Origin of the sequence: Marinomonas rhizomae (assembly GCF_024397855.1) — a bacterium.
Classification (GTDB): Bacteria; Pseudomonadota; Gammaproteobacteria; order Pseudomonadales; family Marinomonadaceae; genus Marinomonas; species Marinomonas rhizomae_A.
This window is the reverse complement of record NZ_CP073343.1, coordinates 3409138-3434697: the sequence shown is the minus strand read 5'-3', so window position 1 is coordinate 3434697 and position 25560 is coordinate 3409138. Positions and strand designations below refer to the sequence as shown.

23 protein-coding genes and 1 pseudogene are annotated in these 25560 nt (G+C 43.1%); 19 read left to right on the top strand and 5 right to left on the bottom strand.

Translation table 11 applies throughout. The annotated features are described in order from the left end of the window. Positions 1 to 61: 61 nt before the first annotated feature. The 9 genes and pseudogenes from KDW99_RS16200 to pseG all read left to right on the top strand — a co-directional run. Positions 62 to 337 (top strand): annotated as a pseudogene (locus KDW99_RS16200) (flagellin); the annotation flags it as partial. Positions 338 to 2453: 2116 nt separating this feature from the next. Further along, positions 2454 to 3554, top strand: coding sequence for a flagellin (locus tag KDW99_RS16195; protein WP_255826145.1), 1101 nt, complete (start codon positions 2454 to 2456; stop codon positions 3552 to 3554). A 63-nt stretch (positions 3555 to 3617) separates the two neighbouring features. Further along, a complete protein-coding gene (locus tag KDW99_RS16190; protein WP_255826144.1) occupies positions 3618 to 4043 on the top strand; it encodes a flagellar protein FlaG in 426 nt (141 codons plus the stop codon). 40 nt (positions 4044 to 4083) lie between these two features. Further along, complete coding sequence (gene fliD, locus KDW99_RS16185; protein WP_255826143.1) at positions 4084 to 5439, top strand: flagellar filament capping protein FliD; 1356 nt, start codon at positions 4084 to 4086, stop codon at positions 5437 to 5439. A gap of 43 nt (positions 5440 to 5482) precedes the next feature. Continuing rightward, positions 5483 to 5923: a flagellar export chaperone FliS gene (fliS, locus tag KDW99_RS16180; RefSeq protein WP_255826142.1), complete on the top strand. Its 441-nt coding sequence runs from the start codon at positions 5483 to 5485 to the stop codon at positions 5921 to 5923. Continuing rightward, positions 5916 to 6212 carry a hypothetical protein gene (locus KDW99_RS16175; RefSeq protein ID WP_255826141.1) on the top strand — a complete coding sequence of 99 codons (297 nt, stop codon included), beginning with the start codon at positions 5916 to 5918 and terminating at the stop codon, positions 6210 to 6212. Before fliS ends, KDW99_RS16175 begins: the two co-directional genes overlap by 8 nt. After that, complete coding sequence (locus KDW99_RS16170; protein WP_255826140.1) at positions 6202 to 8310, top strand: motility associated factor glycosyltransferase family protein; 2109 nt, start codon at positions 6202 to 6204, stop codon at positions 8308 to 8310. The genes KDW99_RS16175 and KDW99_RS16170 overlap by 11 nt, the downstream gene beginning before the upstream one ends. A gap of 2 nt (positions 8311 to 8312) precedes the next feature. Further along, on the top strand, positions 8313 to 9344 hold the full coding sequence (gene pseI, locus KDW99_RS16165) for a pseudaminic acid synthase (RefSeq protein WP_255826139.1): 1032 nt from the start codon (positions 8313 to 8315) through the stop codon (positions 9342 to 9344). After that, positions 9341 to 10369, top strand: a complete 1029-nt coding sequence (gene pseG / locus KDW99_RS16160; protein WP_255826137.1) for a UDP-2,4-diacetamido-2,4,6-trideoxy-beta-L-altropyranose hydrolase — start codon at positions 9341 to 9343, stop codon at positions 10367 to 10369. Before pseI ends, pseG begins: the two co-directional genes overlap by 4 nt. Here the strand turns inward: pseG and pseF are convergent. From pseF to KDW99_RS16140, 4 genes are all read right to left on the bottom strand, one after another. After that, the gene (pseF, locus tag KDW99_RS16155) at positions 10344 to 11075 is read right to left on the bottom strand and encodes a pseudaminic acid cytidylyltransferase (RefSeq protein WP_255826136.1); all 732 of its coding nucleotides are present in this window, start codon (positions 11073 to 11075) and stop codon (positions 10344 to 10346) included. The genes pseG and pseF overlap by 26 nt on opposite strands. Before the next feature lie 3 nt (positions 11076 to 11078). Further along, a complete protein-coding gene (pseC, locus tag KDW99_RS16150) occupies positions 11079 to 12266 on the bottom strand; it encodes a UDP-4-amino-4,6-dideoxy-N-acetyl-beta-L-altrosamine transaminase (RefSeq protein WP_255826135.1) in 1188 nt (395 codons plus the stop codon). Then, positions 12253 to 13248 carry a UDP-N-acetylglucosamine 4,6-dehydratase (inverting) gene (pseB, locus tag KDW99_RS16145; RefSeq protein ID WP_255826133.1) on the bottom strand — a complete coding sequence of 332 codons (996 nt, stop codon included), beginning with the start codon at positions 13246 to 13248 and terminating at the stop codon, positions 12253 to 12255. Before pseB ends, pseC begins: the two co-directional genes overlap by 14 nt. A 143-nt stretch (positions 13249 to 13391) precedes the next feature. Then, positions 13392 to 13955: a DNA-3-methyladenine glycosylase I gene (locus KDW99_RS16140; protein WP_255826132.1), complete on the bottom strand. Its 564-nt coding sequence runs from the start codon at positions 13953 to 13955 to the stop codon at positions 13392 to 13394. Between the two features lie 95 nt (positions 13956 to 14050). Here KDW99_RS16140 and KDW99_RS16135 point away from each other — a divergent pair, with 95 nt between their 5' ends. From KDW99_RS16135 to KDW99_RS16110, 6 genes are all read left to right on the top strand, one after another. Next, a complete protein-coding gene (locus KDW99_RS16135) occupies positions 14051 to 14671 on the top strand; it encodes an NUDIX domain-containing protein (protein WP_255826131.1) in 621 nt (206 codons plus the stop codon). Between the two features lie 4 nt (positions 14672 to 14675). Next, the gene (locus KDW99_RS16130; RefSeq protein WP_255826130.1) at positions 14676 to 15656 is read left to right on the top strand and encodes an acetyltransferase; all 981 of its coding nucleotides are present in this window, start codon (positions 14676 to 14678) and stop codon (positions 15654 to 15656) included. After that, entirely contained in the window at positions 15653 to 16135 is a 483-nt protein-coding gene (locus KDW99_RS16125) for a DUF1249 domain-containing protein (protein WP_255826129.1), read from the top strand. Before KDW99_RS16130 ends, KDW99_RS16125 begins: the two co-directional genes overlap by 4 nt. Positions 16136 to 16180: 45 nt before the next feature. After that, entirely contained in the window at positions 16181 to 16762 is a 582-nt protein-coding gene (locus KDW99_RS16120) for a YqiA/YcfP family alpha/beta fold hydrolase (protein ID WP_255826128.1), read from the top strand. A 132-nt stretch (positions 16763 to 16894) separates the two neighbouring features. After that, a complete protein-coding gene (parE, locus tag KDW99_RS16115; protein WP_255826127.1) occupies positions 16895 to 18793 on the top strand; it encodes a DNA topoisomerase IV subunit B in 1899 nt (632 codons plus the stop codon). Between the two features lie 72 nt (positions 18794 to 18865). Continuing rightward, a complete protein-coding gene (locus tag KDW99_RS16110) occupies positions 18866 to 19480 on the top strand; it encodes a UPF0149 family protein (RefSeq protein WP_255826126.1) in 615 nt (204 codons plus the stop codon). A gap of 122 nt (positions 19481 to 19602) precedes the next feature. On the opposite strand, the gene KDW99_RS16105 is transcribed toward KDW99_RS16110, so the two are convergent. Then, positions 19603 to 20799 carry an amino acid aminotransferase gene (locus KDW99_RS16105; RefSeq protein ID WP_255826124.1) on the bottom strand — a complete coding sequence of 399 codons (1197 nt, stop codon included), beginning with the start codon at positions 20797 to 20799 and terminating at the stop codon, positions 19603 to 19605. Positions 20800 to 20976: 177 nt separating this feature from the next. Between KDW99_RS16105 and KDW99_RS16100 the strand changes: the two genes are divergently transcribed. The 4 genes from KDW99_RS16100 to cas1f all read left to right on the top strand — a co-directional run bounded on the left by KDW99_RS16100 (position 20977) and on the right by cas1f (position 25559). Further along, positions 20977 to 22164, top strand: a complete 1188-nt coding sequence (locus KDW99_RS16100; protein WP_255826123.1) for a methyltransferase — start codon at positions 20977 to 20979, stop codon at positions 22162 to 22164. A 112-nt stretch (positions 22165 to 22276) separates the two neighbouring features. Beyond that, positions 22277 to 23320, top strand: coding sequence for a virulence RhuM family protein (locus KDW99_RS16095; protein WP_255826122.1), 1044 nt, complete (start codon positions 22277 to 22279; stop codon positions 23318 to 23320). 222 nt (positions 23321 to 23542) lie between these two features. After that, positions 23543 to 24370, top strand: coding sequence for a WYL domain-containing protein (locus KDW99_RS16090; RefSeq protein WP_255826121.1), 828 nt, complete (start codon positions 23543 to 23545; stop codon positions 24368 to 24370). A 151-nt stretch (positions 24371 to 24521) separates the two neighbouring features. Next, positions 24522 to 25559, top strand: coding sequence for a type I-F CRISPR-associated endonuclease Cas1f (gene cas1f, locus KDW99_RS16085; protein ID WP_255826120.1), 1038 nt, complete (start codon positions 24522 to 24524; stop codon positions 25557 to 25559). Position 25560 lies beyond the last annotated feature (1 nt).

Genomic DNA, 25560 nt, shown 5'->3' with positions numbered 1-25560 from the left:
AAAATACGGTCAGCCATTGATTACTGCAGAGTCTGTTTCGATAACAGATGTTAAGAATTCGCAAAGTATGATTGCTATGCTGGACACAATGATTCAAGCGGTTGACTCTAAGCGAGCTGAATTGGGTGCGGTGCAGAACCGTTTCAGTTCAACAGTGAATAACTTGTCTAGTATTTCAGAAAACGTTTCTGCTGCCCGCTCTCGTGTTCGAGATGCCGATTACGCTGCTGAAACAGCGGCATTAACGAGTTCACAAATTATTCAACAAGCCAGTACGACTATCTTGGCGCAAGCCAACCAAAGACCACAAGCGGCTTTGGCTTTATTAGGGAATTAATAGGTTAGACGTTGGGGCCTTTAGTATTGGGCTTCAATTAAAGATTCGAGTTCTTCTCGGAATACAGGCTACTTCTCTCTCCTAGAGGTGCCTTTTCAGCCGGGTGATTTTTCACCCGGCATTTTTTTGCCCAAATAATGAGATCGCAATCAGTTTTGTATGTTTTTCGATCAGTTTTCAGTGGTTTAAGGCTTATGCCAAAGACAGTTAAGGTTCTATCAGACTGACTTTGAGATTGGCTTTTGGTGGTTAAGATTGTGTCGTTAAAAAGTAGGTGTAGATATACCTTGCTTTATATGGCTTCTCTATCTGGCTTAAAAATTAACAGAGTGTTTGGTGGGGATACTTCTATCCGAATGAAGCTGAAAAATCGGTTTGTGTTGGCTGTTTTTGTCGAGCTGAGTCGACTTTTTATCAAAAGTAGCTTGCCTTCGCATCTGCCTTACATATCTAGCGTTTTATGCTCAGGCTTCCTTGCCTATGGATTGCATTGTTCTCACTTGTATTTGTTCAATGTGTTTGGGCGCGGGAGACGAGATGAATAGCTGTATTCTAAAAGACTACGTTTTATTGCGACATATTGCTGTCCGTCACTTATTAATTGCTTCTTTTATATATGAGGTGATTGCCTGTTTAGTGTGTCGATATTATTTATTTTCTTTCTGGCTCGGTCTTGCTAGCTACTTTTCTCAGGTTGTTCGTTCTTTAGGCTTTATGTCGAGCGTGTCTATTCTGTATAGGTGGAGGGCTGTGAATGGATAGCAATATTATCCGCGATTATTTCTTACTGAGTCATTTTGTCTTCCTGGGGACTCTATCTCAATGGCATTCATCTATCTGTTTAATGCTGCAACTTTTTTTACGCTTTTTAACCTTTAGACCAAAAGTGTTCATTCCGCATGCACGGAGGGTTCTAAATGAATAGCGACATTACTTGCGATGATTTTTTACTGTGGCGTTCGGTCGTTCGGTATCTATTGGGACCACAACCTCGACGGTGTTCACGTGTCTGTTTAGTGTTGTCCGCTTTTTTAGGCTCTCTGGGTATTGTGCCGAGGGTGTTCATTCCGCATGCACGGAGGGTTCTAAATGAATAGCGACATTACTTGTGATGATTTTTTACTGTGGCGTTCGGTCGTTCGGTATTTATTGGGGCCACAACCTCGACGGTATTCACGTGTCTGTTTAGTGTTGTCCGCTTTTTTAGGCTCTCAGGGTATTGTGCCGAGGGTGTTCATTCCGCATGCACGGAGGGTTCTAAATGAATAGCGACATTACTTGTGATGATTTTTTACTGTGGCGTTCGGTCGTTCAGTATTTATTGGGACCACAACCTCGACGGTGTTCAGGTGTCTGTTTAGTGTTGTCCGCTTTTTTAGGCTCTCTGGATATTGTGCCGAGGGTGTTCATTCCGCATGCACGGAGGGCTCTAAATGAATAGCGACATTACTTGCGATGATTTTTCGCAGCAGAGCTGGGTAGTTGGGCATTTATTGAAGGCTCTACCTCAACGGTGTTCATGTGTCCTATTTAATTTTTTTTGTGAGCTCTGGATATTAGGTTAAGAGTGATCATTCCGCATGCTCGGAGGGTTTTAAATGAATGGCAGTGTTGTCAGTGATGATTGTTTGCAGCGGCACTTAGTTGTCTGACGTTTATTGCCTATTGATCTATCTTAGTGACGTTTGATGACGATGAAAGGCATTTATTGGAAGTGGGTTTATGTGTTTTTTTGATCGTGATTTTTAGTGGCAAAAAAGTGTTCTTTTTAGGTGGTGCTGTGCCGCTTATGGCAATAAAAAGACGCAATCTAGAGGTGTTATTTAGAGGCGCTATTTAAGGGGGGGTCATTAATTGATGGGGGAAAGTGATTTTCAAAGAAAAAAGTGCGCGTTTTTGGCTTTTTTTAAAGAAATTGAAAAGATTTTTCTCAAAAAAGATTTTCATTAAAGATTTTTAAAAACAATGAGTTAGGCGGTTATTTGCCGCTTTATGGGAATTTTTTTACCGATTGAGGGAAAAATAATTCCTAAATTGACTAAAGGTTTTCAAAGTATTGTCGAAAACCTTATACGAGCTGCTTTTTGCAGGATTAAATGAAAACTAGGAGGCTATAATGGCTTTATACGTAAATACGAATACTTCATCTTTAAGTGCGCAGCGCCAGCTGATGAAATCAGGAAACACGTTAGATACCTCTTTCCAGCGCTTGTCTTCTGGTTTGCGTATTAACAGTGCTGCAGATGATGCTGCTGGCTTGCAGATTTCTAACCGATTAACATCTCAGGTTAATGGTTTGAATCAGGCTGTTCGTAACGCCAATGACGGTATTTCTGTAGCGCAAACTGCGGAAGGTGCGTTGGATGAAACGACAAATATGTTGCAGCGTATGCGTACTTTGTCTATCCAATCTGCAAACGGATCAAACTCTGATGATGACCGTAAAGCGCTCCAGCAAGAAATTGGTCAGCTATCTCAAGAGATTGACCGTATCGCCTCTATCACAACCTTTGGTGGACGCGCTATACTTGATGGTAGTTACAATGGCGTATACCAAGTAGGTGCCGATTCAAATCAAACAATCAGTTTTGATTTGAGTGCGGGTGATAACCAAGATTACGCAGGTAATGGTGGTTTCACTATGGCTGGTTTGTCTTCAAATGCGGCTGATGAAGCTAAGTATCAAGAAGATATGGCTGCTTATAACAACTATTCAGCTCAAAAAGATGCTGCAAAAGCGGAAGCGAGAGCGCAAGCAGAAGCAAATGGTGAAGAATACGTAGACCCTGAAATTCAAGCAAAAGCGGATGCAGAAGCTCGTGGTGAAGTTTATGTAGATCCTAATGCTCCTGAAATGCCAGAGCCACCAGCTAGCCGTTCTAGTAGTTTTGGTGATCCAGAGCAGGGTTTTGGTGTTCCATCAGTAACGACAATGGCCAATGCACAAAGCATGATTGATATTCTTGATGGCATGATTTCTGCCGTTGGTTCTAAGCGTGCCGAGTTGGGTGCGGTCCAAAACCGTTTTGGTTCCAGTATCAGTAACTTAAGTAACATTACTGAAAACGTATCTGCTGCACGTTCACGTGTACGTGATGCTGACTTTGCGGAAGAAACAGCTAAACTAACAAGTGCTCAGATTCTTCAACAAGCGAGTTCATCTATCTTAGCTCAAGCAAACCAACGTCCTCAAACTGCGTTGTCTCTATTGGGCTAAAATTAGTGAAAACGAAAAGCTGGGGCCTTGTTCCAGCTTTTGTCTCATTCAGAGGACTAGTGTATGTCTATTAATTCTAGTGATTTTTCAAAACAGTCTGTGGGCGTTGTTGCTACCAGACAAGATCAGCGTATGGGGGAGCAATTTAAAGCGCAGCGTGAAGCGAATGCTAAAGCTATTCAAACTTCAGCCGATAGTAATAAAGCGGAAAATAAAAGCAGTGATAATCAGAAATTTGCTGATTCGCCTAAGATTGAACCTGAAAAAATTGAAAATGCAAACCGTAAAATGTCTCAGTTAAATGTTCAATTATCCTTTGAAATGACTGAAGACCGTAGCAAAAATATCGTTAAAGTTTTAGATCAGGCTACAGGTGATGTGGTTCGCCAAATGCCGACAGAAGAGTTTCTTAAAATGTCGGAAAGAATTGATGCTATCATGAACCAATTAAGTGACGTGAAAGGCACCTTAGTTAATAGTGAGGTGTAATCTACTGTAAATAAAAGGCGTTGAAACTAGGAGATTTTGTATGGCTATTGGCTCATTAGGTGCTGGATCTGGTATTGATCTTGAGTCTCTAGTAAGTGATATGGTAAGTGCCAGAAGAGACACAAAAGTAAAATTATATGAAAATAAGTTGGCGAATTACGAAGCCGAGCTTTCTGCACTTGGTTCAGTTGGCTCTGCAATAGATAATTTTAAAACTTATGTAAAAAACTTAAATGATGATGACCTTTTTTCAGGCCGTAATGCGGTTGTTGAGCAAAAAAGTGGTAAAGAGTCTTTCACAGTTACTCCTGGTAAAACCGCTTCTACAGATAGCTATTCCATTCAAGTCAATCAGCTCGCGAAAGGTAGTCGTTTAGTTTCAGATATTTCGTCTTTTTCATCACGAGATGAAACGGTTACTTCGTCTGGTGGTAAGCTCACATTAACAGCTGGTGATGAAAAACTTGTGCTTGATGTTAAACCTGATACAACATTATCTAAACTCCGAGAGCAGATAAACTCAGAGGGAAAAGATTTTGGAGTGTCGGCGAACTTAGTTGACGATGGTGAAGGGCATATGTTTTTTACCATTACCTCAACTAAAACAGGCGCCGGAAATACTCTAAATATTGATAGCGACAACTTAACTTTGGACAGTGCAGCACTGGGTGGTTTTTTCCCTGGTTTGAGTGTTCCTGAGGGAGGTGAAGCGCAAGATGCATCTATAACCGTTGACGGCATTTCTGTACGCAGTGACTCTAATGACTTTGATGATGCTATTGCAGGCTTATCTATTAAGGCATTAGATGTTTCAAAAGAGCCCGCCAAGGTCGAAGTGACCTACAATAAAGAAAAAGTTGAAGAAAGTATTCAAGGTTTTGTTAATTCCTACAATGATCTAATTGCTGTTTTTAAGCGCAATACTGCAAGAGGAGCCGTGCTAAATGGCAACAGCATGATCCGAAATCTAAGCACCTCTTTAGCGGGTGACTTAATGTCTAATCATGCCAGTCCTGGTAGCCCATTTACTTCTATTTTTGATGTTGGCGTAGAGCTGCTGGATAACGGTACCCTTGCTTATGACAGTGAAAAATTTAACCGTGCCGCAGATACAGATTTCGACGGTGTGGCTTCTCTGTTTGTTGGGAGCGATGGATTAGCAAAATCTCTTGATAACTTGTTAGGTAGCTATGCAGGCCCAAGAGGAATGAATAGTACCCTAAAGGATTCCGTATCTAAGTCGATAAGTAGTACAGAAGAGTCACTTTCTGACTATGAGGCACGCATGGAGAAGTATGAAGCATCTTTGCGCAGTAAGTTTACAAGCTTGGATACACAGCTTGCAAACATGAATGCTCAAGGTGATTATCTCAACTCAATGCTGAATAAATTGTAATATGACGACGTTGTCGTTTTAGTAAATATTTTGAGGTTGTTTTATGTACGGGAAAAAAGGGATCCAGGCCTATAAAAAGGACTCTATTAAATCCGATTTAGCCTCGGCAGATCCTCATAGAGTCATACAACTTTTAATGCAAGGTGCTTTAGAGCGATTGGCGTTAGGAAAAGGCTGTATGGAGCGTGCAGACTGGGCTGGAAAAGCCGCCGCTTTTACTCGCGCAATTGAAATTATTAATGCGCTAAGAGATGCGCTAGATCGCGACGTTAACCCTGAGCTTGTTGATAATTTAGATGGTTTGTATGATTACATGATCATGCGTATCAATGAAGCTAGTGTGTCTAAAGATTGTGCGGTTATTGACCAAGTAATTGGTTTGATTTTACAAATTAAAGGCGCTTGGGATCAAATCACTGAAGCAGATAAACAGCAAGCTTACAGTGGTGTAGATGATATGACTGCTGGGGCAGTTAATGCTTGATATAGACCAGTTGACCCTGTTAACTGATGCGTTAGAAGAAGCGGTATCATTAGAAGATTTAGATGAAATTCAGCGGTTGTGCGCAGAAAATAATGATTTTATATTTTCTTTGGAGCCCGACAAAAAAAATGCTTTAGTGAATGAAAAATTAAAGTGTCTTATTAAAGTGCACCAGTCAGCAATTCTAATAGTTAAAAACACCCACAAAGCTATGCATAATCAACTATATCAATCCATCAAAGTTCGTAAGAGTGTCAGCAAATACAAAGGCGTGAAGCATGCAGAATGAAGACAGTGGCTCCAATATTAAGCATGCTGAGGAATTTCTCGCTACGTTCAAAGAAGGCGTCGCAAGATTAAGAGAAAAAGACCAAGAGTTGACGGATCGTTATATTAAAAACATGGCGACTTTTTCTCAGATCATGCCGCATATTTATGATGAGCTTAAGGACTATAGCCCTAAAAAGCGTTATGTATACTTGGAAGAATCGGGTGACATGAATGTTTTTAGAGAAGATATTGGCGTTCCTCTATTTTCAAAAGACCCTAGAGCTCAAGCTAAAGATAAGGTCGACTACGCGCTTTCTAAACCTGCCAAAACACTTCTTAATCTAGAGCGCTCGGTTAATAATGAAAGCCGCCATGTTTTTTACAGCAATAAAATCCTCGACGAAATTGAAATTCAATCTGCTGGTTTAGTGGAACAGAAAGAGTGGCCTGAGTTTGCCGGTGCCGCTATTGTTTTTGGAATTGAGTTTGGTTATCAACTTGAATTGTTGCTAAATAGCAGGGAAATAAAACACCTCTACTTGTATGAGAGTGACTTAGACTTTTTTCACTACTCTTTATACGCGATAGACTGGGAAGAGATACTCGATAAATTTAACCGCGATGGTCGAACCGTTCATTTTTTTCTAGGTATCCAGCCGGATGAATTTACAGACATTTATCTTCTTCAGTTACAAGAAAACGGTTATTTCTTGGCTCCAGAAACCTATTTGTTCATGGGTTACAAAAGCCCAGAAAATAATAAAGCCTTAGACTATTTTAAAAAGCATTATTCCCGCCAAGTCATGGGCTGGGGATTTTTTGACGATGCTTTAATTGGTATTGCCCAAGGTTTAAGGTCGCTTCCCAAGACGAAAGTTGCCCATTTTCAAGGGCGTGAGTTATTGCCTAAGTGGGTGATCAATGTCCCCGTTTTTATTCTGGGTAACGGCCCTTCACTTGATCAAGGGATTGAGTTGATCAAAGAAATTCGTGGGCAAGTTTTGTTGATTTCATGTGGTTCGACCATTAATACTCTTAGTAAGCTAGGAATTGTGCCCGACATTCATGTAGATATCGAGCGAATGAAGCAGACGGTTGATAAATTTTTGTTTTTAGACAAAGAGTATCTAAAAGGGATTTGGGGGCTTAGTGTCGATGTTATGCACCCAGAATATTTTGATTATTTTGATCGATCAGGGATGGGCTTAAAACCTGGTGAGGCAATAACCTCATTAATTTTGGCACATGCGCGCGATCAAGGCGATGATAAAAACTATGTGCAGTTAAATTACTGTAATCCTATTGTTGCTAACTTAGCCCTATCTTATGTGCATTTATTTGGCCTTAACAATGTCTATTTCTTAGGTGTTGATAACGGATTTAAAGACAAAGATACTCACCATTCTGTGCACAGTGGTTATTATAAAGATGGCAAAGAATCGGGCTTTCAGACTTTTCAAGAAGCCAAACTGGTAGAGCGAGAAGGTAACTTTGGTGGTACCGTTTATGCAACAGGCATCATGGATACTTCTAGAGTACAGCTTGAGTCTCTTATACGCTCTTTGAAAAAACGTCGTAATTTTGAAAGCTTTAACTTGTCTGATGTGGCAAAAATTGAAGGTGTGACGCCTCTTTTGATTGAAGATGTTCTTATTACTGATCCTGAAATTGACCATAAAAAAGTCATTGATTTGTTGGAAAATGCATTTTTCACTGAACCGCCGACTGCCGTTTTGCAACAAACGACGGATAGTCTCATTTCTGTAGACGATTTTCTAAAAATTAGTAAAACTCTTCAAAGCGGCTGGGACGATTCAATCAAAACTCGGGAAGACGTTTGTAATTTACTTTGGTCTTATCATCGCGAAATCTATTTTTTACGAGGCAGTGTTTATCGTCACATTCATGACTTATTGATCGGTTCTTTCACTTATTCCGCTTTTTTAATAGTACAGTTCTTATTTAAGTTTGAAGACGAGGCGGCAACGGTTGCTCGTGCCCGTCATTTGTTCACGCCTTGGTGTGAATTCCTTGAAGAAATGCCAAGTATGCTCCAGCAAGCCTCTGACTATGTAGATAAAGGCAACGATCACTTGATTACTTACTACAACGGTTAATTATGTTCGAAGCTATGTTTGAAAAAATGCCTTTTATTATTGCTGAGTTATCGGGCAACCATGACCAAGATTTTGAACTTGCTAAAGCCATGATTCACGCTGCGGCCGACGCGGGTGTAGATGCTATTAAGCTACAAACCTATACACCAGACACTATGACGCTAGATGTTCGTCATGGTGAGTTTATGGTGTCTGAAAGTGACAGTTTATGGCGTGGTTCAAACCTTTATGATCTTTATGCCAAGGCGTCGACGCCTTGGGAATGGCATAAGCCTTTGTTTGAGCTGGCTGAGTCTTTAGGCTTGGTGGCATTTAGTTCGCCTTTTGACCTCAGTGCGGTGGCATTTTTAGAATCCATCGATGTGCCCTTATATAAAATCGCCTCTTTTGAGATGACCGACATCCCGCTAATTCAAGCCGTTGCACGAACCGGTAAGCCTATTATCATGTCCACGGGCATGGCAAGCGAAGAAGAAATCGCGGAAGCGGTAGCAACCATTCGAGTCATTGGCGATAACCCGTTAACCTTGCTTAAATGCACTAGTACGTATCCTTCTAAAATAGAAGACTCTAACTTAGTTACCATGGCGGATTTAGCGGAAAAAACTGGTTGTCCTGTTGGTTTGTCCGATCATACTCAAGGCCTAGGCGCGGCGGTTGCAGCAACGGCACTGGGTGCCACTGTGATTGAAAAACACTTTGTGTTGGATCGTAGTGCCGGCGGTGTAGATGCTGAGTTCTCCATGGAGCCTGCGGAAATGAAAGCGCTGGTGGTTGCTTGCCGTGCGGCAAAGGCCGCGCTTGGTACGGTGACTTATGGTGGTTCAGATGCCGAGCAAGCCGCGAAAAAATACCGCCGTTCTATTTATGTGGCTATAGATTTGCCCGCTGGCACCATATTGACCGAAGAACACCTGAAAATCATTCGCCCGTCGTTCGGTCTAGCGCCTAAACATTGGCCCGACGTATTAGGCAAAACATTAGTGGCGGATGCGCAAAAAGGTCAGCCGCTTACTTGGGAAATGATGGCGTGAAACTTTTGGTGCGAGCCGATGCCTCTGTCGACATCGGCATGGGGCATAGGGTTCGCTGCCAAGCCTTGGTCCACGCTTTTACTCAATTAGGTTGGCAATGTCAGTTTGTTGTGGACCGTCGATATCAAGCCTTTGCTTCCCCTGATGATTGTTTTATCGGTGGACAGTCTGAACAAGACTCTATTGAAAAAAAAGTTGCTAAAAAAGAGGGCAAAACAGAGTTTTTATCGTTGGCGCAACAAGCTGACTTGGTCATCTTAGATCATTACGACTACAGTGCCGATGATATTGCTCAGCTTTATCAGTATCAAACAAACCTTCTTGTATTGGATGACATGAATGACAGGGGCGAGTTTCCCGCCAAATGGTTGCTTAACCCTCTGCAACAAGACTATTCCAAGCACATTGAGTTTCCATTAGTAGGAAGTCGTTATGCGTTGTTAAGGCCGGCTTTTCAACAGCTGGACGAAAGCCAAAGCTCGCCAGAACAACTGCTTATTACCCTTGGTGGAACCGACCCGCTTGCTTTAACCTTGCCTATACTCAATGCCTTATTGGTGTCCAATTTTCCTACAAAGTACATTCAGGTGTTATTGGGTGCGAATGCCAAAAATGCAGATCAAGTGATCCATTTTTGTCGAGTTAATAATATCGCTTTTGAGCAAGGTTTGGCGGATGTTACGCCGTTAATGAAGCAAGCCAAGATGGCGATCTCTGCCGCTGGTGGTACTTTATTTGAACTTGCCTGCATAGGCGTGCCGACCGTTTTTGCTCAAGTCGCAGACAATCAAACTCGTTCTCTTCAGCAGCATGTTCCACTGAATTGGTGTCGTTCGGTTCGGTTTGATAACATTGTGGAAGACGTTCGACAGCAACGTGTGAAGCTATTGGTTGAAGAGGTTAACCGTCACTGGCTGGATATTGAGTGGCGGCAAGAAGCTAGCAAAACGGCTAGGAGTTTGGTTGATGGAGAGGGTGCCAATCGCGTGGCAAAAACCATTAACTCATATTTTTCAGCGCCATGATTTGCGTTAAACGCAACCAATCCTCCTCGGTGTCCAAATCTTGAATTCTGTGTCTTGGTAGCAATAAAGGCTTAGATTTAGCACCAAAAATGTCTTCATCAAACCAGTCTTGTGTACTTGCCCAATAAAACTGCCCAGCATCGTGAATAGCTTCAGTTAGATCTTGTGAGCGCTTGCCAATGTGTTCAGGGAACATAGGCGCTAGTTCGCCATTTTTTTGAATATGAAGCGCACGCTGAATAGGGAAAGCAAACGTCGTAGCAGAAAAGCAAAAGGCAGTGGATTCGTCAAGCTGTGCCAATCCTTGCTGTAAATCTCTTGGTGTCAGCATTGGGCAAGTCGCATAAATCAAGCAGGCTTGGTCTGGTGTTTTGTCTTCATCGATTAAACAGCGTAATGCGTGCTGCATAACGGGTGTGGTGCCAGTCATATGATCGGCTAAGTCAGCAGGGCGAAAAAACGGTGTTTCGGCACCAAATTGTCGAGCAACTTCTGCAATTTCCAAGTCATCGGTAGATACAATTACTCGATCAAATAGGCCGGAAGCAATCGCGGTTTCGATGGAGTAACCAATCAAGGGTTTACCATCCAGCAAACGAATATTTTTCCTTGGAATGCGCTGAGACCTACCGCGGGCTGGAATCACAGCGACTCGATATGGTGTTTGATCGTCTATATTGTTCTGCAAAAGAGAAGCATCTTTCATTGGTTAGGCACTCATCACACGATTTGCAATTAAAGCGTGTTTCAGAATTAGCGCCACTCGCTCTTGTTGGGCATGGGTTAAGTCGGCAAAAAGCGGCAAGCTCAGAGTGCGAGCATAGTAATCTTCCGCATTAGGGAAGTCGCCTTGTTTGAAGCCTAACTCTTGATAATAAGGTTGGGTGTGCACGGGAATATAATGCACCTGAGTGCCAATGCCCGCTTGGCGTAAAATATCAAATACGCCTTTTCTAGCTGCCTTGTTGTGCTCAGGTAAGAGAATCGGAAACAAATGCAGTGCTGAATAATTATCATCTGCTTGATAAGGCAAGGTAACAGGCAGGTTTTTTAGCAAGGCCTCATAGTTAGAAAATTGCTGATGACGACGTTCAATAAAGTCATCCAAGCGTGATAATTGAGACAAGCCAAGCGCGGCCTGCAATTCCGTCATGCGGTAATTGAAGCCCAGCGTGTGCTGTTCATAATACCAATCACCTGACATTTGCGTTAACTCGTCTGGCGATTTGGTTGTGCCTTGCGAGGCATGAGTACGCATGTGCTTAGCGAGTTTATTGTCGTTCGTGACGGCCATGCCGCCTTCTGCGGACGTGATGATTTTCACTGGGTGAAAGCTGAAAATACAAATATCACTGAATGCTCCGTTGCCCACATAATTGTCTTGGTATTTTGCCCCAATCGCATGGGAAGCATCTTCTATAATACGAAAACCATATTCTTTGGATAACGCATGAATGGCGTGCATATCGCAGGATTGACCGGCGAAATGTACTGGAATTACGACTTTTGGTAATTTGCCTTGTTCTTTCGCAGTGACTAATTTTTCAGCCAGCTTATCTGCGCACATGTTATAGGTGTGAGGGTCGATATCGACAAAATCCACGCTTGCACCGCAATAGCGTGCGCAATTAGCGGAAGCGATAAAAGTGTTAGGCGATGTCCAAACCGTGTCACCCGCTCCAACTCCCAATGCCAAGCAAGCAAGGTGCAAAGCGGATGTGGCACTGTTTGCGGCCACACCATAACGAGCGCTTACCTTTGTGCAAATAGCTTGTTCAAATTCGCTGACACAAGGGCCTTGAGTCAAAAAGTCAGAGCGTAGCGACTTTACGACGGCCGCAATGTCGTCTTCGCTAATGGATTGGCGACCGTAGGGAATAAAATCAGTGTGCGTCATCGAAGGTCAAAATCTCTTCAATACTTAAAAAATGTGGGTTGCTACCAGATTGATATTCATAACCGGGTTCAACCATTTCGCCCGTTTCGCCTAAGCGATTGTGCGCAAAATCCATATCGTCTTGATAAAATTTGATGCTTGGCGAAATCACATAATGGTCGCTAAATTCATAGGTATGGAAAGAGTCATCTCCAGGGCACATGACTTCATGGAGCTTCTCTCCTGGGCGAATGCCAACGTCTTTAGTTGGGATATTTGGCGCATAAGCGGCCGCCAAATCCATGATGCGTACAGAAGGAATTTTAGGCACGAATATTTCGCCACCATGCATGCGGCGGAAGTTTTTCAATACAAAATCCACCCCCATTGGTAGGGTGATCCAAAAACGCGTCATGTCTGGATGAGTAATTGGAATCGATTCAGCGCCATCGGCAACCAGCTTTTGGAAGAAGGGGACAACTGAACCACGTGAGCCAACAACGTTGCCATAACGAACCACAGAGAAGCGTGTACGACCTTGGCCGACCATGTTGTTAGCGGCAACAAATAATTTGTCAGATGCGAGTTTCGTCGCGCCGTAAAGGTTGATTGGAGCAGCGGCTTTGTCAGTTGATAAAGCAATGACCTTTTCAACGTCGTTTGCAATGGCCGCAGCAATCACATTTTCGGCGCCATGGATGTTGGTTTTAATACATTCCATCGGGTTGTATTCAGCAGCGGGTACTTGCTTCAGAGCAGCGGCATGAATAACAAAATCCACATCGCGCATAGCCTGAGTTAAACGGTCTTTGTCACGCACATCGCCGATAAAATAGCGCATGCAACCAGCATCAAAGTCTTGTTGCATCTCGTATTGTTTCAATTCATCACGTGAATAAATAATCAGTCGCTTAGGTTGGTAATTGGCCAATAGAGTTTTCACATACTGACGGCCAAAAGAACCCGTGCCACCAGTAATAAGAATGCTTTTGTTGTTAAACATGTTATGTACCAACCTAAATAATGGAATTGAAGCGCCCAAAACGCGTCGCCATTGTACTAAGAGCTTCGTTACTATATCGACTACTTTAGGCTAAACATTAATGAAATCAAGGAACTGCTTCTGTTTATGAGTGCTTAAGCAATTTATTTGTTCTTTCGCGATACACAATCCTCAATATGATCATTCACCATGCCAGTTGCTTGCATAAAGGCATAACAAGTCGTGGCGCCCAGGAATTTAAAGCCTCTTTTCTTCAAATCTTTGGCGAAACGAGTGGATAGTTCGGTCACAGCGGGCGCGTCTGTATGATGGCCGATTGGGTTATCAATGATTTTGTTATCGCTAAACGCCCAGTAATATTCGCTAAACGAGCCGAACTCGTCAGCAATGTTTAAAAAGGCTTTGGCGTTGTTAATGGTGGCTTCTATTTTTGCGCGGTGGCGGACAATACGTTCATCCAGTAGTAATCGCTCTACGTCGGCTTCGGTCATGTTAGCGACTTTTACAGGGTCAAAGTTGTGAAAAAGCGCTCGATAACCTTCTCGCTTGCGTAAAATAGTAATCCAGCTTAGACCTGCTTGAGCGCTTTCTAGTACAATGCATTCAAACAGCGATTGGTCGTCATAAATAGGGATTCCCCATTCTGTATCATGGTAATGAATGTATTCGGGAGATCCTAAACACCAAGCGCAACGTATATTTTCCATTTATGACACTCCAAATTTGTAATCGCGACTGACGAATTGTGAATAAATCATATCAGAACTTATTCCAAACAGTGGTCTGCTAAGGACGAAATAGTATGAAGTTTACACCGACGTACAGCAAAAAAGATGTAGAGGTATTGGCTGACGAATGTCTTTATAAAGGCTTCTTCGAAATGCGTAAACTGACTTTGAAACATAAAAAATTTAACGGTGAATGGAGCCAGCCCATGACCCGAGAAATGATGGTGCGAAACGACGCAGTGTGCGTACTATTATTCGATCCTGTGGCGGATAAAGTGTTATTGATTGAACAATTTCGTCCTACAGTATTGAGAAGTGAATCGCCATGGTTGCTAGAGTTGGTGGCTGGCATGGTGGAAGAAGGCGAAAGCGATGAAGATGTCGCACGCCGTGAGACCTTTGAAGAGGCCGGTGTAACAGTTAAGCGTCTTGAGTATATGTTTAAGTTTGTGCCATCTCCAGGCGGATTGGTGGAGTACTTGCGCATGTATGCAGGTGAATTCGACTCAAGCCTTGTTGATACCATAAAAGTTCATGGTTTAGACGAGGAAAACGAAGACATTAAATTGCATCTTGTTTCGTCTGACGACGCTATCGGTTTGCTTAAAAATGACATTGAAAACGCCAGTACTATAATGGGGCTGCAGTGGTTTGCATTAAATAAAAACGATCTAGTAAAACGTTGGTGTGCTTAAATCAATGAAGTCAGATAGAGCCGTTTTTACAAATAAAACCCCGTTGTTGCAGCCAATTATTGGCCTCGTTTCTTTTGTCTTTATGTGCGGTAACGTACTTTTTTGGACCTTGTTAGCTCATCTCGTAGCGCCTTTATTATTGTTAAAGAATACGCGCTACGAAAACATGGCTGAACGCTATTTTAATCGTTTGTATGAAGGTTGGGTTGCTTCTTGTGAGTGGTGGTTTCATAACGTCTTAGAAGTAAGGTGGGAAATTGATGAAACCATGAAAACAGATTTTGATAATTGGCATTTGATTATTGCGAATCATAGGTCCTGGGTGGATGTGTTTGCTCTTTATGCGCAGTTGAAAGGCCGCCGTCCTTTACCAAGAGTATTCATGAAGCAAGCTCTCATTTGGATGCCTTTTGTTGGTACAGCAACATATATAATGGGGTTTCCTTTTATGAAGCGCTATACTAAAAAGCAAATTCAAAAGAACCCCAAATTAGCCGGAAAAGATTTAGCCACAACAAAACGTTCTTGCACGCGCTTACTTAAGCGCCCCAACTCAATTATGAGTTTTGTGGAAGGTACGCGTTTTACCGAGCAAAAACACCAAAGACAGGCATCACCTTATCGTTGTTTGCTTAAACCAAAGGCTGGCGGCATTAGTTTTATATTGCAAACTATGCCAGAGGCCATAAAGACTATTACGGATATCAATATTCTGTATGAGCAAAAGACAGTGACAGGTTGGGATCTGCTCTGCGGGCGCACCGGAAGAGTTAAGTTAATGGTACGAGAAGTCACCGTGCCAAATGCCATGCTAGTACCTGAATATCAGGCTGCAGGCAAAGATAGAGAACACTTTTTTACTTGGTTTAATCTATACTGGCACGATAAAGATATACGCATGAATTATCAGCTAGACGCCTTAAGACAGGTTGCGGTGGATGACTCAGAGCAAAATTTTTCAAAAGGAAACACGTCGCAAGAATGACAGATACTATGAAGACAGAGAAAACATCAAAACAATACGTGCCAGACTTGGTTAGTTTACAGATGCTCGGCGAGTTAAATTATCGTCGCTTGGGTAAGCTTATGCGTGGTCAAGAGGAGATGGATTCTTGGAACTTTTCCGTTCATAGTGCGGGGGACCAAGAGAGTCGGTTACGCCTTACATTGGGCAAAGAAAGCCGCTTCACCTCTGAAATTGCGTTAGAGTTTGGCCCTGAAATGACTGAAAAACTTCTGTTTAAGACAACATTGTCTATGACTGTCCGCTTGTACCATGATGTTGGCATTGCAGAGATTACCGATGGTCATCGACAATACAGAGGCGCATATCCTTATCCGAATGATGCCATGTTGCATCGAGACGAGAAATTTCGCTTAAACCAGCAATTGGCCGATTTGTTAGAACTGTGCTTGAAACATGGTCATCGATTGAACAACACCTTGTCTTTTCAGTTTGCCTAACCCTGACGTTAACCTTAATAATTTAAGTAAAGAGAAGAGAACTTTTTGACTGCTCTATTGTATATCCATGGTTTTAATAGCTCAGAACGCTCTCATAAGGCGACTGTGTTGGGTCAAGCAGTCAAAAAAATAGGCTTGCCTGACGCTCTTATTTCTCCACGCTTGTCTTGGCAGCCAGCAAAAGCTATTGAACAACTAGAAAGCATAATTGAAGCTAACCAGCAGCAAGGCCTCACGCTAATAGGCAGCTCTTTGGGAGGCTTTTATGCCGCGTATTTGGCTGAAAAATATCGTTTGAAAGCCATTCTTGTGAACCCTGCAGTGCAAGCTCCCGTCTTGCTACAGGACTTTCTTGGTCCGCAATTTAACCCTTATACCAATGAAGAATACGAATTAACCCAAGCTCACATGATTGAGCTTGAGAAATTAGTGGTGACTAAGCCAACTGCCGACTTATACTGGCTGATGATTCAAGAAGGTGATGAAGTGCTGGACTACAAAGAAGCACTCAAAGCTTTTCCTAAAACAGCACGACTTACTCACGAAGAAAAAGGCGATCACAGTTTTACTGAATTTGAACGGTTTTCTGTAGAAATTCTTCGCTTTGCCGAAATATTAACCGAGTAAACTACTGCTTTTGTTAGACTATTTCACACTAAGTAAAACCAGTGATAGACTCTAGCCAATCTAATTTACACTCGCACGTAATACAATATTCGAACCCTGTATTGCACGATCAACTTGGAAGTAAAAACACGCATGTCTGCAAAAGAATATAACGCCGGATCGATAGAAGTTCTTAGTGGCTTAGAACCAGTACAAAAACGCCCAGGAATGTATACGGATACCACACGGCCAAACCATCTAGCGCAAGAAGTTATTGATAACTCAGTGGATGAGGCCTTGGCTAATCATGCGGATCGTATTGAAGTTATTCTATACAAAGACGGTTCTCTGAGTGTCGAGGACAATGGCCGAGGCATGCCCGTGGATATTCACCCAGAAGAGGGAATATCGGGCGTTGAATTGATTCTGACCAAGCTCCATGCAGGCGGTAAATTTTCCGGCGATAATTACCAGTTCTCAGGTGGTTTGCATGGCGTTGGTGTGTCTGTTGTTAACGCCTTATCTACATCGCTAGAAGTCTGGGTGCGTCGTAACGGTGTACATCATCACATTGGCTTCGAGAATGGTTTTAAAACATCAGAGCTAAAAGAAATCGGCACCGTCGGTAAGAAAAATACCGGTACGAAAGTGAAATTTACCGCGGACACTAAATATTTCGACAGTCCTAAGTTTTCTATTTCGCGACTCAAACATTTATTGAAAGCCAAAGCCGTGCTTTGTTCTGGTCTTCATGTTGTCTTTATTGATCAGAGTGGTAGTGAAGAAGGCCGAGAAGAATGGTTTTTCCAAGATGGTTTAAAAGACTACCTAGCGCAGGCCAATGACGGTTTTGTATTGCTACCAGAGGAACCTTTCATTGGTGGCCTGACAGAAAAAACACAAGGGGTTGATTGGGCGGTTCAATGGTTGCCTGAAGGCGGCGAGTTAGTGACAGAAAGTTATGTCAACTTGATCCCAACAGCCCAAGGCGGCACTCACGTTAATGGGTTGCGAACTGGCTTATTAGAAGCCATTCGCGAGTTCTGTGATTTCCACAATATCTTACCTCGTGGCGTTAAGTTAACCGCAGAAGATGTGTGGGATCGTTGTAGCTATGTCTTGTCAGCGAAAATCCAAGAACCTCAATTTTCGGGTCAAACCAAAGAACGTCTTTCTTCTCGTCAAATCGTGGCCTTTATTGCAGCGACAGTAAAAGATGCATTCAGCCTTTGGTTGAACAAACACGTTGAAGACGGTAAAAAGATTGCCGACATCGTTATTAACAGCGCGCAAAAACGTCTAAAAGACAGCAAGAAGGTCGTACGTAAGCGTATTACTCAAGGTCCTGCATTACCGGGTAAATTGGCCGACTGTTCTGGACAAGACTCGTCTCGAAGCGAACTTTTTCTCGTGGAAGGGGATTCGGCGGGCGGCTCTGCCAAACAGGCTCGTGAGAAAGATTTCCAAGCCATTTTGCCGCTGCGAGGTAAAATCCTAAACACTTGGGAAGTAGACTCTAATCAAGTGCTTGGCTCTCAGGAAATTCATGATATTTCCGTGGCGCTTGGTGTCGATCCAGGTGACGAGAATTTAAGCGGTTTACGTTACGGAAAAGTCTGTATCTTGGCCGATGCCGACTCCGATGGTTTGCACATCGCAACGTTAATTTGTGCTTTGTTTGTTCGCCACTTTCCAGCCTTAGTCAACAGCGGTCATGTTTTCGTAGCCATGCCGCCTTTGTACCGAATTGATATTGGCAAAGAAGTTTATTACGCCCTTGATGACGAAGAAAAAGACATCACCCTGCATAAAATTGCTGCTGAAAATAAACGTGGTACGCCAAACGTACAGCGATTCAAAGGCTTGGGTGAGATGAATCCGTCGCAACTACGTGAAACCACCATGGCACCAGATACACGTCGTTTAATCCAATTAACCATGGAAGATAAATTGGATACTGATGAGCTTCTAGACAAACTGCTGTCGAAAAAACGCGCAGGGGATCGTAAAAGCTGGCTGGAAACCTACGGCAACTTGGCGATTATTGACTAATAAATCAATAGTTTATCGCTTTTGCTAAGGTAAGCTAAAATAAATATAGCTCAACAAAATGGAAACGAATGAATGTCTGAAGAAAAAGACGATGATGTCATCAGCGAAGAAGTCCTTTACGAAAAGATAGATCACTATTTATTGACGTTCGGGACTGATCGTTCGCTAATGTGTGTATCAGAGTTAGATGGCTTTTTAACGGCGCTAGGCTGTTCTGTGCAAGAATTAGAACCAGATGTTTGGTTGAATGCCATTTGGGGCGCAGATGAAGATCAGCCTGTTTGGGACTCAACAGAGCAGGAAGACGAGTTCTTAAGCCTTGTATTGATTATGTACATGGAGACAATGAACAGCTTACTGTTTGGAGACTTTTATCCTGTTTATCTTGAGCAAGAAGTCGATGGCGAGTACAGCATATTGGTTGAAGAATGGTGTGTTGGCTTCGTTCGTGGTGCCAAACTGATTGGTTTGGGGATTGGTGGCGATCGCGAATTTTTCGACGAAGTCCTAGCTCCTGTGCGTTTGTTTGGTACGGAAGCGGGTTGGAAAAAGCTAGAAGGCATGGTGCAAGAAGAAGTCTCTTTCTGGCGAGACAATCTAGAACCGTCGATCTTGCGCTTAGTGCAGCATTATCATCCAGAAATACAAACCGGCATTAAAAATAAAGAAACTCGCGTACTGCATTAAGTTTTTCGTTACTTATACAAATTGCTTTATAAAATCTTTAAAAGCGCCTAAGCAAAAAAAACCGTGATTTTGTTCAGATCACGGTTTTTTTAGTTCTGCTTTAAAATAAGCGGTTTTTTAAATTAACCAACGACTTTTGCAATGCTTTCGCACAAATAATCGATGTTGCTATCGCTTACACCGGCAATACTCATACGGCCAGTATCAGCGATGTAAATCGCGTATTCGCTGCGTAATGTATGAACTTGCTCTAACGTTAAGCCAGAGTAAGAGAACATGCCGCGCTGATCTTTAATGAAACTAAAGTCTTTGCTTACGCCAGATGCAGCCAATTTAGCAACGAGCTTTTCACGCAAACCGTTAATACGATCACGCATCGCGGCCACTTCTAGTTCCCATTCTGCTTTTAGTTCTGGGTTGCTCATAATGGTATAAACTACCGCGGCACCATGTGCTGGTGGCATAGAGTAGTTGGCACGAATCGCTTGGCCAATAATAGAAAATGCGGCCGTTGCTTCATCTGCAGATGCAGCAATAACACTCAAACCACCACAACGTTCACGGTAAATACCGAAGTTTTTCGAGAAAGAATTCGCGATCAACATATCTTGAACATTAGCGGCCATATAGCGCAAGCCAGCCAAGTCTTCATCTAAACCGTCACCAAAACCTTGGTATGCCGCATCAACCAATGGCAACAAGCCACGTTTGTTAACAAAATCGGTTAGTACTTTCCAGTGATCGAATTGTAAATCGATACCTGTTGGGTTGTGGCAGCAAGCATGAAGCAACAATACATCGCCTTCTTTCACTTCAGCTTCTAGCTTCGCCATCATGTCGTCAAAACGTAGGCCGTTTGTTGCTGGATCGTAGTAAGGGTAGTCTTTTACTTCTACGCCTGCTGAATCAAAAATAGACTTATGGTTACCCCAAGTCGGGTCACTTACCCAAAGGCGAGCATCTTTTAAGTTTGCGCTGATAAAATCCGCCGCGACTTTTAATGCGCCTGTACCGCCAGGTGTTTGCGTAGAACGAATACGACCAGAAGCGATCAGCTCATTGCCTTCGCCCAAGACCAAGTCTTTAATAATGGCTTCAAACTCAGTCGCGCCGTAAATCCCTAAATAACTTTTAGAGTCTTCTTGTTCAAGCAAAATAGATTCGGCTTTTTTTACCGTATTCAAAATGGGTGTATGGCCATTATCGTCTTTATAAACACCCACACCCAAATCAATTTTCTTTGGGTTCGTGTCGTTTTTATGGGCAATGATAAGCGCTAATAGAGGGTCGCCAGAAACAGCGTTAAGATGCTTGAACATGATAGTTACGGGGTCCTTTTTTATGTCACAGAAAAATCACTGTGGATATAATCGTTGCTTGAATAGCCTCTTCATTTTGCCGTTTTTATGACAAAATACAATGCAAGCGAGAGGGAAATTTCCTCAATACTGTATAGAAAAAAAGACACTTAGTTTTTCCGCCCTAGCGAGCTTGTTATGACCTCTCTCCAACAGCGTTTTCAATCTCTTGATACTTGGTTGAACACACATACTCAACTTTGGCAATTTGATACCTTTGCTCGCTTAGATACTCCTTGGGAAAATGTCTATCCTGAGCTGGCGGCGCTCTTGAAACGTGAAAACCTAGATACAGGCAGTGAAGCTTTTTATGCGGAAGTATTTCGACTCTGCCCAGATCTAAAAACCGCGTCTAACTTTTTGCCCCCTGACTTACTTGATCCATCACCGCAGCGAACACTTACTCATGATTTACCAAGCTATGTATCGGCAGGAATAAAAGGTCGTAAATGGTCGCAAATACAGGCTTTTGTTGCCCACACCCCAACCGCCAACAACTACGTGGAATGGTGTGCGGGAAAAGGCCACTTAGGGAAGTTATTGGCCTTTCAAGATAACAAGCCCGTCCACAGCCTAGAATGGCAAAAAACACTTTGCGAAGCGGGCGAACAAGAAGCTAAGCGACTAAACCTACCACAGACTTTTACCCACGCCGATGTGCTTAAAGGAGAGGGGCGACCCGCGTTAGCAAACGCTCACTGTGCCGTTGCCCTTCATGCCTGTGGAGACTTACATCGTGAACTGATAGAACAGGCTGTTACTGCGAACACGGCCATGCTGTGTATTTCCCCATGCTGCTATCACCTGACTCAAGTGAGTCATTATCAGCCGTTATCACACAGCGCCCAACAGTCTGCACTGACACTGCGCCAAGCTGATCTCAAACTCGCCGTCAAAGAAGTTGCCACGGCTGGCAAGCGAGAGCAACGCCTCAAACAACTTGAACTCACTTACCGACTTGGCTTTGACGCATGGCAAAGGTCAGCTCGCCAACAAGACGAATACCTCCCCGTTCCTTCTGTTCAAAAAGCACTGCTCAACCAAGGTTTTGCTACTTTTTGCCAGTGGGCCGCAGAGCAAAAAGGGTTAATAGATTTAACCGCCAAAACCCCTTTTGAAGACTTCGAGCCCATCGGCCAAACCCGCTACCAACATATCCAAAAACTCGAAGCCATCAGCCAACTCTTTCGCCCCGCGCTTGAATACTGGCTCGTCCTCGACCGCGCCATGTACCTAGAAGAAAACGGCTACCAGGTCGAGATCGGCAAATTCTGTGACAAAAGTTTAACGCCGAGGAACTGGATGATAAGAGCTGAGCGGGCGTAAGAGGCTTTTGTGATAATATAGCGGCTAGGTGCTTTCTTTTAGAACTGTGCTATATGTACCGTAAACTAATCTGCATGGATGCAGATAATTCCGACCATTTGGAGATGGTGTTATGACCCAAAAAACTCAACTTAGCCTACAAGATCAAACCTCGGAATTCTTACTTTATACCGCCCCTAATGGTGAGGTAAAAGTAGAAGTATTGCTCAGTGGTGAAACTATTTGGTTAACACAGGAGCGGATAGCAGAGCTGTTCGGGGTACAACGTCCGGCTATCTCTAAGCATTTAAAAAATATTTTTGAAAGTGGTGAGTTGCAAGAGGAACTGGTTATTTCCATTTTGGAACATACCACTGCTCATGGTGCTATGGCTGGAAAAACTCAAACTAAACCAGTGAAATATTATAATTTAGATGTTGTCATCTCGGTCGGCTATCGCGTTAACTCGACACAAGCAACCCAATTTCGTATCTGGGCAACCCAACTCATTAAAGACTACCTTATTAAAGGCTTTTCCATGGATGATGAGCGACTTAAAAACGGTCGTTTCTTTGGCAAAGATTATTTTAAAGAGCTACTGGAGCGAGTTCGCTCCATTCGATCCAGTGAGCGACGTGTTTATCAGCAAATAACCGATATATTTGCTGAATGCAGCATTGATTATGACCCCCGTTCAGAAACAACGCACTTGTTCTATGCTCATGTGCAAGATAAGTTTCACTTTGCTATTACAGGGCATACGGCGGCAGAAATCATTTCACTAAAGGCCGATGCCAGCCAGCCCTTAATGGGTATGATGACTTATAAAAACGCCCCTTCAGGTCGAGTGCTTAAATCCGATTCAACCGTCGCGAAAAACTACCTAAGAGAAGATGAAATCAAAAAACTAGAACGCACAGTGTCGGCCTTTTTTGACTATATAGAAGGTATAATTGAGCGTCGAAATACCTTTTCCATGGAAGCCTTTGCAGAAAGTGTTAATAAATTTTTAGCCTTTAATGAATATCAAGTATTAGAAGGCTACGGCCAAATATCGCGCCAAGCTGCAGAGCAAAAAGCCCATATTGAGTATGAACAATTTAACAAACAACAAAAAATAGAGTCAGACTTTGATCGCGCAGTGAATAACTTGCTTAGCAACAAGAAGAGAACATAGGTAAATGCGTCAAGCATAGTAAAAGGTTTGACGCTAAGGAGCTGGGTGATCAGGGCTGGGCTAGTAGCTTAGAGCTCACCTGTCATTTCACGCGCAGGCGGGAATCCATTGTGTAAATGAAAAACTGATTGATCTGACTACAAAAATACCACAATAGTCATTTGGTTATCACAAAAAACTGCGCTACATTGCTAAACCATCAAACGTAAAGGAATGGTCAGCATGGAAGTCGCACAGCGCTATTGGATGTTAGAATTGATCGCCTTTTGGGAAGGGCAAATAAACACCAAACCATTAATTACAGCTTTAGGTCTCACGCGGCAAAGCGTCAGTCAGCTGCTTAAACAATATCAGGCCGATTTTCCAAACTCGTTAGATTATGATGCAACACTCAAAGCCTACCAAATTACAGGCCATTTCAAACCGCACTATATTGACCAAACCGTGGATGAATACTTTGATTGGTTAAACTACGGCAAAATACCCACCTTTCCCAATACCGCTATCGAATCCACCCAACACCGAATAGAAGCCCTAGCGCGCTTCGTTTCGCCACAAGTTATGCGACCCTTATTAAAAGCCGTTAAAGACAAAACCGCTGTAGATTGTGAATACTTATCCGTATCTAGCAGCGACCCGCAAGGGCGTTTGATCTATCCTCATAGCTTTGTCAAAACTGCCGGGCGTTGGCACGTTCGTGCCTACTGCGATGTGCGACAACATTACCTCGATTTCGTATTGAGCCGCTTTCAGCACGTAGACTACGACGGCAAAGCCAGCGCACATACCGAGCAACAAGACACACTCTGGAACACCCAAGTTACCCTGATACTCGCCCCCGATTCCCGCCTCACCGACAAACAAAAAAGCGTGCTTGAAAACGACTATGGCATGACCAATAGCCAGCTTCACATTACCACTCGCGCTGCCCTCGTTAAATACACCCTCGACGACTTACAGATAAAAACCAAAATGCTCGAAGCCAACCCACAAGCCCAGCAACTGGTGTGTGTTAACTATGCCGACATAAAACAATGGCTGTACGACTGATTGATACAAGAAAACGCTGACATAAGACAAAACCTGTCAAATGACTTTACCTGTGTAAAACGACAGCATTGTGAGGCAACGAAAAGCACGGCACAGTGGAAGCAAGCCGGATAAACCAGAGCAAAATAGATAAGAGCAAAAGGGACAGACAATGGAACAGTTCTCACCATCAGACATGAAAACCATATTGCACTCAAAACGAGCCAATATGTATTACTTAGAATATTGCCGAGTCATGCAAAAAGATGGTCGAGTCTTGTATCTCACGGAAGCGCTTTCTAATAATAAGTCAGGAGAAAACCAGTACTTTAATATCCCGATTGCCAACACCACCGTGCTTCTACTTGGTAATGGTACCTCGATCACCCAAGCGGCGATGCGAATGCTGGCTCAAGCTGGCGTCTTGGTTGGATTTTGTGGTGGCGGTGGTACGCCTCTGTATATGGCGTGCGAAGTAGAATGGTTTACCCCGCAAAGCGAATATCGACCTACCGAATACCTTCATGGTTGGCTGCAATTTTGGTTTGATGACGACAAGCGTCTTGATGCTGCGAAAACTTTCCAGAAAGCGCGCCTTGATTACCTTGAACGTATTTGGACAAAAGACAAAGACTTAAAAGGCGAAGGCTTCGCCCTGCAAGACGCAGTATTACAATCGTCTTTCGAGACTTTTCATAACCGAACCGATGCCGCGACGAAACAATCCGATTTATTACTCACCGAAGCGCAACTAACCAAAGCCTTGTATAAATACGCCGCTAATGCCGTACGCATTGAGGATTTTAAACGTCAGCATAACTCAAGCGACAAAGCCAACGACTTTTTAAACCACGGCAATTATCTTGCCTATGGCTTAGCCGCTTGTTGTTTGTGGGTGCTCGGCATTCCTCATGGTTTTGCCGTTATGCATGGCAAAACACGTCGTGGGGCCTTGGTGTTTGATGTGGCTGACTTGATCAAAGACGCCATCGTCCTGCCTTGGGCATTTGTTTGTGCCAAAGAAAACGCCACAGAACAAGAATTTCGCCAACAGATCCTACAAAAATTCACCGACCATAAAGCCTTAGATTTTATGTTTGATACCGTTAAAAACATGGCTTTAAACCTTGGTAGTTCATCAAATCAGCAAAATGACCTCGAAGAGCAAAAGACACTTGTAGGTCGTTCTTTAGAGCGACAAAACGACTAGG